14 protein-coding genes are annotated in these 15,058 nt (G+C 35.6%); all 14 read right to left on the bottom strand.

Annotation, left to right across the window (positions count from 1 at the left end):
- Positions 1 to 3: 3 nt before the first annotated feature.
- The 14 genes from B5D25_RS04965 to B5D25_RS04900 all read right to left on the bottom strand — a co-directional run bounded on the left by B5D25_RS04965 (position 4) and on the right by B5D25_RS04900 (position 15,017).
- Entirely contained in the window at positions 4 to 1,752 is a 1,749-nt protein-coding gene (locus B5D25_RS04965) for an NAD(P)/FAD-dependent oxidoreductase (RefSeq protein WP_090168448.1), read from the bottom strand.
- Entirely contained in the window at positions 1,746 to 2,951 is a 1,206-nt protein-coding gene (locus B5D25_RS04960; RefSeq protein WP_078786845.1) for an aminoacetone oxidase family FAD-binding enzyme, read from the bottom strand. The genes B5D25_RS04965 and B5D25_RS04960 overlap by 7 nt, the downstream gene beginning before the upstream one ends.
- 10 nt (positions 2,952 to 2,961) lie before the next feature.
- Positions 2,962 to 4,050: a DUF3048 domain-containing protein gene (locus B5D25_RS04955; RefSeq protein ID WP_078786844.1), complete on the bottom strand. Its 1,089-nt coding sequence runs from the start codon at positions 4,048 to 4,050 to the stop codon at positions 2,962 to 2,964.
- On the bottom strand, positions 4,043 to 4,555 hold the full coding sequence (gene ybeY, locus B5D25_RS04950) for an rRNA maturation RNase YbeY (RefSeq protein ID WP_090168446.1): 513 nt from the start codon (positions 4,553 to 4,555) through the stop codon (positions 4,043 to 4,045). Before ybeY ends, B5D25_RS04955 begins: the two co-directional genes overlap by 8 nt.
- Entirely contained in the window at positions 4,539 to 5,555 is a 1,017-nt protein-coding gene (locus B5D25_RS04945; protein ID WP_078786843.1) for a PhoH family protein, read from the bottom strand. The genes ybeY and B5D25_RS04945 overlap by 17 nt, the downstream gene beginning before the upstream one ends.
- Before the next feature lie 58 nt (positions 5,556 to 5,613).
- Positions 5,614 to 6,309 (bottom strand): CDP-alcohol phosphatidyltransferase family protein, encoded by a 696-nt coding sequence (locus B5D25_RS04940; protein ID WP_078786842.1) that lies wholly within the window; start codon positions 6,307 to 6,309, stop codon positions 5,614 to 5,616.
- A gap of 1 nt (position 6,310) precedes the next feature.
- Positions 6,311 to 7,357 carry a lysylphosphatidylglycerol synthase transmembrane domain-containing protein gene (locus B5D25_RS04935; protein ID WP_159444084.1) on the bottom strand — a complete coding sequence of 349 codons (1,047 nt, stop codon included), beginning with the start codon at positions 7,355 to 7,357 and terminating at the stop codon, positions 6,311 to 6,313.
- A 202-nt stretch (positions 7,358 to 7,559) separates the two neighbouring features.
- Positions 7,560 to 7,736 carry a 30S ribosomal protein S21 gene (gene rpsU, locus B5D25_RS04930; protein WP_027117384.1) on the bottom strand — a complete coding sequence of 59 codons (177 nt, stop codon included), beginning with the start codon at positions 7,734 to 7,736 and terminating at the stop codon, positions 7,560 to 7,562.
- Between the two features lie 130 nt (positions 7,737 to 7,866).
- Positions 7,867 to 8,469 carry a signal peptidase I gene (gene lepB / locus B5D25_RS04925; protein WP_078786840.1) on the bottom strand — a complete coding sequence of 201 codons (603 nt, stop codon included), beginning with the start codon at positions 8,467 to 8,469 and terminating at the stop codon, positions 7,867 to 7,869.
- A gap of 77 nt (positions 8,470 to 8,546) precedes the next feature.
- A complete protein-coding gene (gene rplS, locus B5D25_RS04920) occupies positions 8,547 to 8,900 on the bottom strand; it encodes a 50S ribosomal protein L19 (protein ID WP_078786839.1) in 354 nt (117 codons plus the stop codon).
- A 185-nt stretch (positions 8,901 to 9,085) separates the two neighbouring features.
- Entirely contained in the window at positions 9,086 to 11,047 is a 1,962-nt protein-coding gene (locus tag B5D25_RS04915) for a bifunctional 4-hydroxy-3-methylbut-2-enyl diphosphate reductase/30S ribosomal protein S1 (protein ID WP_078786968.1), read from the bottom strand.
- A 210-nt stretch (positions 11,048 to 11,257) separates the two neighbouring features.
- Positions 11,258 to 11,926: a (d)CMP kinase gene (cmk, locus tag B5D25_RS04910; protein ID WP_078786838.1), complete on the bottom strand. Its 669-nt coding sequence runs from the start codon at positions 11,924 to 11,926 to the stop codon at positions 11,258 to 11,260.
- A gap of 87 nt (positions 11,927 to 12,013) precedes the next feature.
- Complete coding sequence (locus B5D25_RS04905) at positions 12,014 to 13,432, bottom strand: BaiN/RdsA family NAD(P)/FAD-dependent oxidoreductase (RefSeq protein WP_078786837.1); 1,419 nt, start codon at positions 13,430 to 13,432, stop codon at positions 12,014 to 12,016.
- Positions 13,433 to 13,589: 157 nt separating this feature from the next.
- Positions 13,590 to 15,017, bottom strand: coding sequence for an oxaloacetate decarboxylase subunit alpha (locus tag B5D25_RS04900; protein WP_078786836.1), 1,428 nt, complete (start codon positions 15,015 to 15,017; stop codon positions 13,590 to 13,592).
- Positions 15,018 to 15,058 lie beyond the last annotated feature (41 nt).

Here is a 15,058-nt window from a genome sequence, read left to right as displayed (position 1 = left end):
TTTCTAAATCTCCTGAAAATTTAAATTAGTAATTATTCTTTGTGCCACCTTTTCAGCACATTTTATACCATCAGCTGCTGCTGATGTAATACCTCCGGCATAACCTGCACCCTCACCACAAGGAAAGATTCCCGGATGATCATTCATCATAAGATCCTCATCTCTGCAAATCCTTACAGGTGATGAAGTTCTTGATTCGATTCCTGATAAAATTGCATCATTATTATCAAATCCGTGCAGTTTTGTTCCGAAACTTTTTATTCCTTCAATTATAGCATCTGAAACATATTCTGGCAAACAGCTTTTAAGCTCTGAAAGCACGTATTTTCCTTTAATCGCAGGCATCACAGTTCCCAGTTTCTCGGTTTTTCTTCCAACCGAAAAATCCTCAAATCTTTGAACAGGAATATTCCCATTTCCTGCCTCATAGAACTTTTCTTCGAGCCTTCTTTGGAACTCGACTGCATCAAGAGGATTGTTACCTGCAATATCCTCCGGAAGTATATTTACAACAAGAGCTGCATTTGAATTATCGCCGTCTCTGCCACTGTAACTCATTCCATTTACAACTGTCCTTTTATCTTCTGTAGATGCATTTACTACATAGCCACCGGGGCACATACAAAATGAAAATACGCTTCGTCCGTTAGTAGCATGATATGTCATCTTGTAATCGGCAGCGGGCAGCTTGTCCATATATTTATCACCATACTGTGCTCTGTCGATATTCTTTCTCGGATGCTCGATTCTTAATCCCACAGCAAATGGCTTCTGCTCCATTCTAAATCCTTTATTGTAAAGCATTTCAAATGTATCCCTGGCGCTATGGCCAATAGAAAGAATAACATTTCTTGTTCTTAACTTATAAATATCTTTACCATCTGATATCTCAAGATCATAAATCTTATTCGAATCCTTTTGATCATCAGCCTCTTCAATATTTATAAGTTTATGTCCAAATCTGATGTCCCCACCATTTTTAAGAATATTCTCACGCATATTTTCCATGATAAGTATTAATCTATCGGTACCAATATGCGGTTTTGCATCATAAGTTACTGCTTCATCAGCACCAAACCTATGAAAAACATTCATAATATGAGCAAATATGCCGAATTTATCCTTATTTCCGGTATTTAATTTACCATCCGAAAATGTGCCGGCGCCACCTTCGCCAAATGAAACATTGCTGTCATTATTTAGTTTCTCTCCGGCCCAAAATGCTTCTACATCCTTCTTACGGTCTGTAACATTTTTGCCTCTTTCAATAACGATAGGTCTGAAACCATTTTCGGCAAGAATTTGAGCCGCAAAATATCCCGCCGGCCCTGCACCAATTATAACCGGTCGAAGATCTTCAGATAATTTATCTGATGATATCTCGATTAATTTATCTGATAATTTATTGATTGATTCATCAGAATGATCTTCGAATGATTTATCTGAATGTTTATCAGATGATTCATCTCGTAGATTAAACTGATTCATACTATAAGGAAAACGATATTTCTTTCCTTTGATCAACATAACATTTTTATTGTTAATCATCTTTACGCATTTTTCTTCATTTCCTTTTATATTTACTCCAATTGATAGTAAATAGATAATATCATCCTTTTTTCTTGCATCAAGTGAACGGCGTAAAATCTTATAATCTTTATATTCAACCTTTTTAAGAACCTTTTTAATGCTGTCCTCAAGATCTTTTTTTGAATATCCGGGTTTTAATTTTATATTATCAATTCTCAGCATATCGCAGCTCCTCCTGCCTTATAACCGGAAATAAATGCCCACATAAGATTATATCCACCGCATTTTCCTACAACATCTACTGCTTCTCCTGCAGCATACATATTTTTAAAACGAGTGATTTCCATATTTTCATTTAATTCGGATACATCAACGCCTCCGCTTGTTGCCTGAGAATGATCATATCCATAATTATCTTTATATGTGAAACTAAGCTCTTTTATAAAATCATATAAATCATTTATATCATTCTCATTCAAATCTTTAAGCAGTATTTTTTTGCTGTATTTTCCGTATCTTTCCAGTATATACAAAGCCAGTTTATCATTTAAAAATCCATTCAGAAATCCATAAATACTTCTTAAACTCTCACTGTTTTCTCTATATTGTTCAATGAAATCATCTCTTGAAATATCATATAAAACATCTACTTTAATCTTATCAAATTCATAATAAGACATATTAAATATAACTATTCCGGACAAGCCGTAGTCAGTAAATTGAACCTCGCCAATTTCACTTACATTCTCGCCGGTATTTTTATTCTTTATCTTTACTTCAGCACTGACTCTGACTCCATTCAATAATTCCTTATGAAGGTCATCCACATTAGTTATAAGCGGACAAAGTATCGGCCTATATGATTTAATATTTATATTTTGGGACTTTAGAATTTTATCTGCAATCTTCTTATCCACAGCACCAAGACTTGGCATTGATAAACCGCCACCTGTGTAAATAACCTTTTTAGCTTTTATACATCCGCCTTTTTCAAATGAAATGCTATAAATATCCTCTTCCGGCTTAATATCTGTAACAAGAGTATTTAATTTGATCTCACAATTATTTTCCTTCAGCTTATCAAGCAATGCCCAAACAACTGATGATGCCTGATTAGATCTTGGATAATAATATCCATTCTTTTCTATGCACTTAATACCGAATTTATTCATAAGATCAAGCACTTCTAAATGTGGTTTTTCACCGAGTATTTTAAGTGCAAATTGATTATCATAATAACAACAAGAAGCCATATGCGAATTGGCAAGGTTACATCTACCATTGCCTGTTGCATACAGCTTCATTCCGGCCTTTTTATTCTTATCAATAATTATAACATTGCTGCCGTATCCGGAAGCAGCAATTCCTGCTGTCATTCCGGCTGCTCCGGCACCAATTATACATACATCATAAAGATCCATATAAAATCTATTATTTCTCCCAAGTTACATTTTCACTATCTTCAACGTCAAAATATTCGACATTTGTCTTACCTGGATTAAGTTTTATAGCCTTACCATCATCTGTGTAGAATCTTGTAACACTATCATCGCCTGATCTTTCCCATTTAATGTGAACGATCTTACCGTCTGTAGCATAATACCCTTCTCCTGAACCATTAAGTTCAACATCACTATATTTGCCATCAGGCATTATAGATACTGTTGTGAAGAGAACGAATATATTCTTACATGTTACCTGCTCATTATTTGTATCATCTATATGAGCTGTGTCATACTCAAATCTCTTATAAACCTTCTTATCCTTATCATATTCAAAGTAAGGAATTGTAAATGAGTTATATCTAACTGTTAACTTATTACAATCTTCACCTGATGCAAGAGGTGTATCTTCCTCATTGAAATCAAATACATTCTTGTATGATGAACTGTGATTTCTTTCATAACCATGATAATCAATACTTTCATCGATAAGTTTTGTACTTATATAGCAGTTATGTGGAGCTTCTCTGTCATCAGTTCTGTAGAAATATGTCTCATCAAGTCCATCAATATCATCTACATTATTATTTGCAATAGCTTCTTTACCCCATGTAGATCCACCAACATGGACAAGGATAGCATCATGCTCAACTGATTTCATAACAAAGTACTGTCTGGCACTTCTGACTGAACCAATCTTCTCAAGATTTGAATAATCAGAATAAACTGCAAGAAGTCTTGTAATACCACCTTCTGCTGTCATTTCATATATAACATCTGCTTTAGAAATACTTGACTGAGGCCAGCTAACATCAATATTGTTTATCATTACTGCAATAGGTCTCTTCTTAGCCACTTCCGGCTTAACCCATTCACCATTAAGGTCGCTCTGTACAAGCCCATGGTGTGCATCCTCTGTTGTTGCCTCCGTTGTTGCCTTTGTCGTCTGTTCTGTTGTTGCTTCTGTTGTAGTAGGAGCTTCAGTAGTAGGTTTCTCTTTCTTTTTCTTTCCACAACCTGTAAGCATCATAAGACTCATTCCTACGAGTAATGCCTTTGTAATAATTTTCTTATTCATAATCTCTAGTATATCCTTTCTCGTTTAGTATTCTTTCTTGAAGATGTTCCATTCTTTCCCTCTCGTCATCCTCCATGTGGTCATAACCAAAAAGATGAAGCATACTATGTGCAGTAAGAAATGCTATCTCTCTCTTTGGACTATGTCCATATTCTTCTGCCTGACTATAAACCTTATCGATTGAAATAACGATATCACCAAGCATAAGATTTCCGCTTTCAGAATCAAAATAATCATATGTATTTTCTTCTGCAAGGGAAAAATCAGCAGGCTCGTTATAATCAAGCATCGGAAAAGATAATACATCTGTTGGCTTATCGATATTTCTATTGTCTTTATTTATCTCCCTGATTCCTTCGTTGTCTGTAAGAAGTACATTCACCTCAGTCTCATAAGGACATTTGACAAAGTCACATGCATATTCAGCCACGTCTTTTATTATATCATAAAATTCATCGGAAATTATTAATTCTCCAGAATATTCAGAATCAATGTTTATTATCATTATAACGCCTCTTTTGATCCGGTTTCTTGGATACTGTCTTTTTATCATACTCATCATATGCTTCAACAATCTTCTGTACAAGAGGATGTCTTACAACGTCCTTACTTGTAAATTCGCATATGCTGATACCCTCAATATTTCTTACAACTCTAAGAGCTATCTCCAGACCGGATTTAGTATCTGCAGAAAGGTCTTTCTGTGTAAGATCACCTGTAATAATAGCCTTTGAACCAAATCCAATACGAGTAAGAAACATCTTCATCTGAGATGGTGTTGTATTCTGAGCCTCATCAAGAACTATAAATGCATTGTCCAAAGTTCTACCTCTCATATATGCAAGAGGAGCCACTTCAACAAGCCCTTTCTCCATATTTTTCATGAATTGCTCAGCACCCATTATCTCATATAAAGCATCATAAAGCGGTCTTAAATACGGATCTATCTTACTTTGCAGATCACCCGGAAGAAATCCAAGTTTCTCTCCCGCCTCAATAGCAGGTCGTGTAAGAATGATCCTCTCCACTTCATTTTTCTTAAATGCTGAAATAGCTTTCGCCATGGCAAGATAAGTCTTTCCTGTTCCGGCAGGTCCCGTACCAAAAATGATCATACTCTTATCTATAGCTTCAACATACTTCTTCTGACCAAAAGTCTTTGCTTTTACAGGTCTGCCCTGAACAGTATGACAAATGATATTTCTGTCAAGATCGGACAAACTGTCTTCTTTATTATTTTCTATAGCAAGGGAAATAATATAATCCAGCTTTTGTTCATTAATCTCTTCGCCGGATGATAAGACCTTAAGCATTTCGTTTATAACGTAAGATGCGGACTCTATCCCTGAGGGACTGCCGCTAAGAACAAGATTACTTCCGCGCTGGAAATAATCTATATTAAATGATCTTTCAATCTTTCTGATATTTGAATCAAAATTCCCGAAGATATTCTGAATCTTATCATCAGGGATGTTTAATTCAAGTGTTTTCTCTTCATTTTCCAATATAATCTTTAACCCCTCAAAATCTTTCAAATGAAATGAAATTACTTTAATATCACAATTATTTTATTACATATCTGTATATTAACATAAGCGCAAATATAACCGCACCAAATCCAATGCACATAAGAGTTCCCTTAAGGCCGGCTTTAACAACCTTGATCTTTGATATGAAAAGGAAACCTGTGATAAGTGCTATAACAAAATAAACAAGTGTGATATCAATCTTAGTAATATACTGAAGAAGCATAACTGTAGGGAAAATAAGAGCTGAATTAGTTACAGGAAGTCCTGTATAGCTCTTTCTTGGGCCTTCATTTTTGTTAATTCTTTCTTCCTCAGTCACATCGAAATAAGCAAGTCTGATAAGTGCGCAAAGCACATAAAATACAAGAATTGCATTAAGAATAACATGAATAACAACAGCTCTTACAGAACCATCATAAATATGCCATGATTTATCAAGGAACGGTGAAGTCTTTATAAGAGCAGAACCGATACATGCCGGAAGAACACCAAATGCAACGATGTCCGATAATGAATCAAGATGCATTCCGTACTTCATCTCAGTAGGTGTACGATCCTTCTTAGTTCTTGCAACTCTTCCATCGAAAGCATCACAAAATCCACTTAACATCAGGAAAAATATTCCTATAAATGGATGTCCATGTCCGCTAAGGGTAACTATAATTCCGGTACCTGCAGAGATAAGTGACATATATGTTAAAAACATTGTATAGTCATAAAAACCGATCATTTTATTTCTTCCTCCTGTTAACCCAGATAAATCTGATTAGTGTTAAAATTCCACATAGCAATATACATGCATAAAATGAAATACTTCTGCTAAGTAATTCGAGATTAACTGCCTGTTCTGAATCAAAAAGACTCTTATATCCATCGATCATAAGATAATCAGTTATACCTATGGCACCGGGTATAGGAATTACATATGCACCGATGATTACAAATATCTGAATAGATACAACCTTCCATACATCTGCAGCCAAATTGCCTGTAGCAAGGTAAACAAATACGCTTACGGCAATGAGGGAAAGACGCATAAATATATTATAAATAAGCGGAATAAACAGCTTATTCATTTTTCCTTTTATCATTTCGGACGTTTCTCTGTATTCGTCCATCTTCTTCTTGATCTTTTCTGTCTTCTGATCAACATTCTTAACAAAATGAAGCTTTCCGAGTACTCTGATAAACCATCTGAGAATTCTTTCAAGAAGGTATTCTTTTTTGATAAGTAAGTAGAAGAAAACCGCAAGTCCGATCTGTATAGCAATACCAAAAATTATGAAAAATCTTGATAATGGACCAAATCTAAGTATTGTTTTCGGATTGATGATAAGATCACCAACTCCAAGGATTACAAGTGAAAATGTATAAAGAAATGTATTAACAACAAGCACTATTGTTGTTGCCATAAGCGGAACTCCGTCTTTATTCATGAAATATCCGCATGCCGGCTGACCCCCGGTTGCCGAAGGTGTGATCGCTGAAAAATACAAATCTCCCGAAGCGTAAAAATAATTGGATAAAAAATCAGTTTTATATCCAAATATCTGTGTTATTGACTTAAGAGCGAGTGCTTCAAATCCGATATACATAAGCATTGAAATGAAAGCACCGATAATAAATGAAGGCTTAGCGCCATCAATGAATTGGGCAAATTTCTTCACGGAAAAGCTTTTATTCTGCTGCGTGACAGCCCAAACACTTAGCACCGCAATCACAATAAAAAGTATAGACCAAAGAAGTTTATTACCTTTTTTCTTGTTATCTTTTTCCATTAGATTCTTCCTCTCGCAAACACTCACAATATTACCATAATCCCCCATGTATGTCAAAGTAAATTACCTTAAGAAACCTTAGTTGAGAATTCCCGAAATATCTTTACATTTATATGATTTTTAATATAAATTTGATTATTATTTGCACGAAAAAAGTCCTCTGCATAAATATGCAAAGGACTTTGTATAAACTCAAATTAAATTACTTAAACTTACGCTTTCTAGCAGCTTCAGATTTCTTCTTACGCTTTACGCTAGGCTTTTCGTAGTGTTCTCTCTTACGAATTTCCTGCTGGATACCAGCTTTAGCACAGTTTCTCTTAAATCTTCTAAGAGCGCTGTCGAGAGTCTCATTTTCTTTTACTACTACGCTTGACATTTTCCACCCTCCCTCCAGTTGTGAAATGAATTTTGTGCATAACAACTGTTTGGGTCAAACAAAATTGCACTAAATTGTTATAACATATATTTCAAGGCTAGTCAATGGTTTTTTAATATAATCTGCATTATTATTTGACTTTGCCTTTATGTTCTTTTGGACTAAGTTTATAAATTACTATACCTGTAATATCCGTCTTCTGGACAATTCCTACTGCAGGAAATCTGCTGTCATCGGAATTATTTACATTATCACCCAGTACATAAAACTGATTCTTTTCGAGTACTATCTTATTCGATGCATTACCGGGATTTACTATGATTTGATCTTTAAACTTCTCTTGCAGCTCATCATTTACATATAATTTTCCACCAATTATCTGTACTGAGTCGCCCGGTTTTGCAACCACTCTCTTAATACTGTAATAAGTATCCTTCGATCTTTTAACAGCAATCACATCATTAACATGCACACCCTTGATGAATTTACGCATTTTTGAAACAACAACTACATCTTCATCTTCAATAGTACCCTGCATCGAAGGACCTTTCATGGTAACAGTCTGATACATAAAGGTTACGAAAGCAAAACCGAATACAAGAGCAGATGCTATAAGAATAATGTAAAACTCGAGTTTTTTGAGTGGTTTCTTCTTCCCTTTGATCTTCTTCTCACTTTTAACGAGACTAAAATCAACTATATTTTTTTGTTTTCTTCTTTTCAAATCATCCATACAGTCATCTAATCCTTATCTGAAAATTATAAAACAAAAAACCGGAGTATAAATATACTCCGGTCAAAATTAATTGCTTATTTAACAATCTCTTTAACTCTGGCACTCTTACCAACTCTGTCACGGAGATAATTAAGCTTAGCTCTTCTTACCTTACCTCTTCTGACAACTTCGATCTTCTCGATAAGAGGTGAATGTACTGGCCATGTCTTCTCAACACCAACACCGTTAGAGTTCTTTCTAACTGTGAATGTCTGTCTTGAACCTGTACCCTGAATCTTGATAACAGTTCCTTCAAAAACCTGAATTCTTTCTCTGTTACCTTCCTTGATCAATGCTGATACCTTAACTGTATCACCAACATTGTAATCAAATGTCTGCTCTCTGAGCTGAGCATCTTCAATGCTCTTCATGATTTCAAAATTATTCATCGAAATGTTCCTCCATTTATAATATTCGATGTTCTTACTATCTATGCGATACAGCGGACCATCTTTCTTAAACAACTGTTATAATATATCATAGCAAATAAAATAATGCAAGTATATTTTATATTTTACAAACAAAAAGAATGAGAAAAACTCATTCTTTTCGTTTTATATATTATTCAGAATAATTACTCAGCATCTGTTGCTTCAGCATCATCATAATCAGCTGAATCTTCAGCTTCGATTCCCTGATCCTTAAGATATGCCTTGATGCTAAGACTGATCTTCTTCTCTTCAGGCTTGAAATCAACAACCTTAGCTGTGATCTCATCACCAACCTTAAGAACATCTGCAGGCTTCTCGATTCTCTCAAGAGCAATCTGTGAAACATGAAGAAGTGCATCAATACCAGGCTCAAGCACTACGAAAGCACCGAAATCTGTCATTCTAGCAACCTTTCCAGTTACCACATTACCTACAGCATACTTCTCTTCTGCTGAAAGCCAAGGATTCTGATCATCAAACTTAAGAGAAAGAGCAATCTTGTCTCCATTGATATCTTTGATGAATGCCTTAACCTTATCACCAACATTGAAAAGCTTCTTAGGATTATCAACTCTTCCCCATGACATCTCTGAGATGTGGAGAAGTCCGTCAGCACCACCGAGATCGATGAATGCACCAAAGTTAGTAACGTTCTTAACTGTACCTTCTACAGTCTGACCAACTTCAATACGTCCGAAGAGTTCTTTTGCAAGAGCTTCCTTCTTCTCAACGATAATCTTCTTTCTGTTACCGATGAATCTTCTCTTCTGGATGTTAAACTCTGTAAGTACGAATTCAACTTCTGTACCTTCATACTTCTTGAGATCTCTCTCAAATGCATCAGATACAAGACTTGCAGGGATGAATACCTTGCACTCATCAACTGTTACGCTAAGACCACCGTTAAGTGCCTGTGTAACTGTTCCCTTAAGAACTTCTTCATTATTGAAAGCTTCTTCAAGCTTTGCATATGCCTTCTCAGCTGCAATTCTCTTATAAGAAAGAACAACCTGACCTTCACCATCGTTAGTCTTAACAACCTTTACTGTAATTGGGTCGCCTTCTTTAACTACTGTTGTAAGATCGATGTTAGGTGTGTTCGAATATTCTTCTCTTGTAACGATACCCTCTGACTTGTAGTGAATATCAACAATTATTTCATCCGGCTTAACACCTATAACAGTACCATCGATAATCTGGCCTGTTCTGATAGAGAAATCTTCTTCCTCCTGTAATAATTTTTCAAATTCATTAGTCTCCGACATACTGTCATGAACCTCCTTAATAATTTTCTTCGGGGTAGATGCCCCAGCAGTAATACCTACCCTACTAGCGGATTCAATAACAGTTAAATCCAAGTCATTAAGTGTCTGTACATAGTAAGTATTTTCACATTGCTGTCTGCTTATTTCATATAACTTCTTAGTATTTGAGCTACTAGGATCCCCAATGACAACCATCACATCAACTTCGGAAGAAAGTTTTTTTGTTTCTTCCTGCCTCTCTGCAGTCGCATTGCAGATAGTATTACAAACACGAATATTATAATATTTTTTTTGTAAAAATTCAACTAAATTATTAAATTTTTTTGAATTAAATGTTGTTTGCGATACAACTGTCACATCTCCTTTAAAATCAGGAAGTTCGTCGATATCTGATACATCATTTATTATAAATGGCATTTTGGTGCACCATCCTTTTATTCCTATAACTTCAGGATGAGATGCATCGCCGATTATTATGAGATCAGCCCCTGATTCAGTTGTATCATGCGCTATCTTATGAATATTACTTACAAAAGGACAAGTCGTATCAATTATCTCATGTCTGTTTTTTGTAATGCATTCATAAACATCTTTTCCTACTCCGTGAGATCTGATTATTATCCTGGATGGTGGAATCTTATCAAGTTCATCCACCGAACTTATCATATCCGCGCCATGTGCCTTCAGATCATCCACAACTATCTGATTGTGAATAATAGGACCAAATGTATAGATAGGCTTATTCTCTTTTTTAGCTTTATCCGCCTCAGAAAATGCTGCATTTACAGCTCTTTCCACACCAAAGCAGAATCCTGCTTTTTTAGCAAGTATAACTTCCATAAATAATCCTGATCCGGAATACAGATCCATACCTTTCCGATTTAAGTTTTACATTTTTTAATTATAAATTGTACAAGTCATTTATACTTTGTGCGAGTCATTTTTACTTTGTACGAGTCGTTTTTACTTTGTACGAGTCGTTTTTACTTTGTACGAGTCGTTTTATAAAATTAAATATATTTTAAGATTTTTGATTCTGTTTCAAAAGTCTTATTTATCTTTATTTGCTTCTCTTTCAAGACTTATGATCTTATCTACAACCTGGTCAATTGACATATATGAACTATCGATAAGAGTAGCATCCTCCGCCTTTTTGAGCGGAGCAATCTTTCTATTCATATCCTGTTCATCACGCGCGATAATATTGAGCTTGATAGATTCAAGATCAGGATTTTCACCCTTGTTCTTCATTTCATCAAAACGTCTTTTAGCTCTAACCTCAACGGAAGCATCAAGATAGATTTTTACTTCAGCATTTGGAAGTATATTTGTTCCGATATCTCTGCCGTCCATAATAACATTATTCTTGGTTGCGATATCTTTCTGAAGATTAAGAAGCTTGTCTCTTACAGGCTGAAGAGCTGATGTCTTAGAAGCCATAATGCTGACTTTTTCACTTCTTATCTCTGCAGAAACATCCTGGAAATTCAAAAATACATGCTGAACATTATTCTCGTAAACTATATTAATATTGATTCTCTCAAGAGCTTTTTTAAGTTCTTCTTCATCATCAATATCAGTTTCGTTCCAAAGTAAATATAATGCTATGGCCCTATACATCGCTCCTGTATCAACATACAAGAATCCAAGTTTTTTTGCCGCAAGTCTTGCGATAGTACTTTTGCCTGCGCCGGCAGGACCATCAATGGCTATGTTCATAACGCACCCCCATATAATATTTTGTATTTTTCATTTTTCTATTGTACCATATATATCATATTACAAAAAATAATTTTTTATTAAACATTATATTTCGGCTGCAATTTTCGCAGTCGACCATGCAATCTGCAGATTAAATCCGCCAGTGAGTGCATCAACATCTATAACCTCACCTGCCACCCTGAGATTTTTCACCTTTTTCAGTTCCATAGTCTGCGGATTTATCTCTTTTACCGAAATACCTCCACCGGTAATAATAGCCTCATTAAAGCCACGGAAACTATGCATATTTAGAGTAAATCGCTTCAGTGTATCCCTCAACTTTATCCTCTCTTCCGCAGTAATTTCATTTACCTTTTTCTGTGCCTTAATTCCGCTTCTTTTTACTATTACAGGTATAAGGAGTCTAGGAAGAAGTTTACCCAGGCTATTCTGGAATTCTCTATTGTGAAACTCATCAAAATCTCTAAGTATTCGCTTATCAAGTTCATCTATAGATAAGGCAGGCTTTAGATCAATTTCCATTTTGATGCCGGAGATATTATTATCCATGATAAATGATTCTTCCTCATCTGCTGAAATCATCTTATGCCTTTCCTTATAAACAAATAAGCTTATATATGAAGCCGCCGAAAGAACCAAAGGTCCGCTTATACCAAAATGGGTAAAAAGCATTTCTCCGAAATCTTCAAAGATAACTTTATCCTTTTTCAGTTTAGGGAAATTTTCTTTTAAAGCAGTTACTTTTAGTGAAACATTTTTTAAAGAAAGCCCCATGAGATCCTTAACTTCAGCTTCTCTTGTAACTATAGGTACAAGGCCGCTTCTTATCGGTGTAACATCGACACCCATATCTTTTACAAATTTATATCCGTCACCGGTTGATCCGGTGGTCTGATAACTATATCCACCTGTAGCTATAACTATAACATCGGCTTTTAATATTTTTCGATTCTTACTATTTTGAGAAATGATTTCAACCCCGATAGCAACCAAATCACTCGAGTTTCTATTTGCTTCACCGAAACAATTTACAGAGTCGTGTGAAGAGTCATGTGAAGAGTCATACGAAGAGTCATTTGATTCTGTTCTTTTTTCTGTGATAACCCTGACAACCTCAGTATTATAAATAACCTTAACAGAACATTTTTTCATCTGCTCAGTCAGTGCTTTTATAACATCCGATGAGTGGTCGCTTTCAGGAAATACTCTGTTACCTCTTTCAGTCTTTAACTTAACTCCCCATTTCTCAAAATCCTTCATTACGGAACTCTGATTATAATTATAAATTGAACTATATAAAAACTTAGAGTTTGTTATGACATTTTTCAGGAATGTTTCTTCATCACAATTATTAGTGACATTACATCTTCCCTTCCCGGTAATAAAGAGCTTCTTTCCCGGTTTTTCATTTTTTTCAATTATAGTTACATCATAGTTTTTTGATGCGTGAACAGCTGTCATCATCCCGGCAGCTCCGGCACCTATAATTATCATTTTTTTCATATAATTTTCTTTCCGATATGATATATCGATATGATACATCGACCTTGTAAAAATTTATAAACCCAGAAAATATGCCCCCTAAATATAAAAGATAATAGTAATTGTCTTTAGACAGGCACTGCAACACTTTTATATCAAGGGAGCATTTAATTATTTATTATACAGGATAAGCTTTTGCATCTGTATCCGCTACAGTTGTATCAATCTTCTTCTGCTGTGCATCTCTGTACTTGAAGAATTCAGTAGCAACCTGTGGGAAGAGTGCGTATGAAAGAACGTCCTCATCCTGCTGCTTGTAAGGAGCAACCTTCTTCTCAAATTCAGGAAGCATAGCCGGAATATTATCTGCCGGTCTGCATGTTATAGGTTCAACATCGCCGATAGCCTTCTTCTGAACTTCCTTGTTGAATGGCTTAACTGTCTGTCCATACTTACCTGCGAGAAGGTCCTTAGACTGCTGTGTAAACATCTTATATCTGTCAGCGCCTTCTCCACCATTTCCGTAAAGAACATTAAGAACTGCCTGTGTACCAACGATCTGTGAAGATGGTGTTACGAGTGGTGGTTCACCGAAATCTTTACGAACCTTAGGAACTTCCTCAAGAACGGCTCTAAGCTTGTCATCCTGTCCTGCTTCTTTAAGCTGTGAAACAAGGTTTGAAAGCATACCACCAGGTACCTGATAAAGAAGTGTCTTAATATTAACACCCATAACCTTTGTGCTCATAAGTCCGCTTGAAATATATTTATCACGAAGTGGAGCAAAGTAATCAGCTATCTCTGCAAGAAGGTTCTGATCGATTCCTGTGTCATAAGGTGTTCCCTTAAATGTCTCAACAAGAACTTCTGTTGCAGGCTGTGATGTACCCATTGCCATAGGTGACATAGCTGTATCGATGATATCACATCCGGCTTCAACAGCCTTAAGGTATGTCATTGCAGCAACACCTGATGTGTAATGTGTATGAAGCTGAATCGGAAGTGATGTACCTTCCTTAAGAGCCTTAACAAGTCTCTCTGCTTCATATGGAACAAGAAGACCTGCCATATCCTTGATACAGATTGAGTTAGCACCCATATCCTCGATTTCTTTAGCAATATTCTTCCAGTAATCAAGAGTATATGCATCACCGAGTGTATATGAAAGAGCTATCTGAGCATGACCACCTTCCTTGTTTGCAGCCTTAACAGCTGTCTCAAGGTTACGAAGGTCATTTAAGCAGTCAAATATACGAATGATATCAATACCATTTGCAATTGACTTCTGTACGAAATATTCTACAACATCATCTGAATAATGGTTGTAACCAAGAATATTCTGTCCTCTGAAAAGCATCTGAAGCTTTGTATTCTTGAAACCATCTTTAAGTTTTCTAAGTCTTACCCATGGATCTTCCTTAAGGAATCTGAGACATGCATCAAATGTAGCACCACCCCAGCACTCTACTGAGTGATATCCGACTTTATCCATTTTATCAATAATAGGAAGCATTTCCTCTGTTGTCATTCGTGTAGCTATAAGTGACTGATGAGCATCACGAAGAACAGTTTCGGTAATACCAACCTTTTTAATCTGTTCAGCCATTTTATTGTCCTTTCTGTATATCTTTATTTATCCAGATCAAT

This window comes from Eubacterium ruminantium, assembly GCF_900167085.1.
Classification (GTDB): domain Bacteria; phylum Bacillota; class Clostridia; order Lachnospirales; family Lachnospiraceae; genus Eubacterium_Q; species Eubacterium_Q ruminantium.
This window is presented reverse-complemented; position numbering and strand designations above follow the sequence as displayed.

Bases quoted from the DNA above. Each gene is read 5' to 3' on its own strand.
- B5D25_RS04965 (WP_090168448.1), bottom strand. From the start codon at position 1,752: ATGCTGAGAATTGATAATATAAAATTAAAACCCGGATATTCAAAAAAA.
- rplS (WP_078786839.1), bottom strand. From the start codon at position 8,900: ATGAATAATTTTGAAATCATGAAGAGCATTGAAGATGCTCAGCTCAGA.
- lepB (WP_078786840.1), bottom strand. From the start codon at position 8,469: ATGGATGATTTGAAAAGAAGAAAACAAAAAAATATAGTTGATTTTAGT.
- rpsU (WP_027117384.1), bottom strand. From the start codon at position 7,736: ATGTCAAGCGTAGTAGTAAAAGAAAATGAGACTCTCGACAGCGCTCTT.
- B5D25_RS04905 (WP_078786837.1), bottom strand. From the start codon at position 13,432: ATGAAAAAAATGATAATTATAGGTGCCGGAGCTGCCGGGATGATGACA.
- ybeY (WP_090168446.1), bottom strand. From the start codon at position 4,555: ATGATAATAAACATTGATTCTGAATATTCTGGAGAATTAATAATTTCC.
- B5D25_RS04960 (WP_078786845.1), bottom strand. From the start codon at position 2,951: ATGGATCTTTATGATGTATGTATAATTGGTGCCGGAGCAGCCGGAATG.
- B5D25_RS04940 (WP_078786842.1), bottom strand. From the start codon at position 6,309: ATGATCGGTTTTTATGACTATACAATGTTTTTAACATATATGTCACTT.
- B5D25_RS04955 (WP_078786844.1), bottom strand. From the start codon at position 4,050: ATGAATAAGAAAATTATTACAAAGGCATTACTCGTAGGAATGAGTCTT.
- B5D25_RS04935 (WP_159444084.1), bottom strand. From the start codon at position 7,357: ATGGAAAAAGATAACAAGAAAAAAGGTAATAAACTTCTTTGGTCTATA.
- B5D25_RS04915 (WP_078786968.1), bottom strand. From the start codon at position 11,047: ATGGAAGTTATACTTGCTAAAAAAGCAGGATTCTGCTTTGGTGTGGAA.
- B5D25_RS04900 (WP_078786836.1), bottom strand. From the start codon at position 15,017: ATGGCTGAACAGATTAAAAAGGTTGGTATTACCGAAACTGTTCTTCGT.
- cmk (WP_078786838.1), bottom strand. From the start codon at position 11,926: ATGAACATAGCCATTGATGGTCCTGCCGGCGCAGGCAAAAGTACTATC.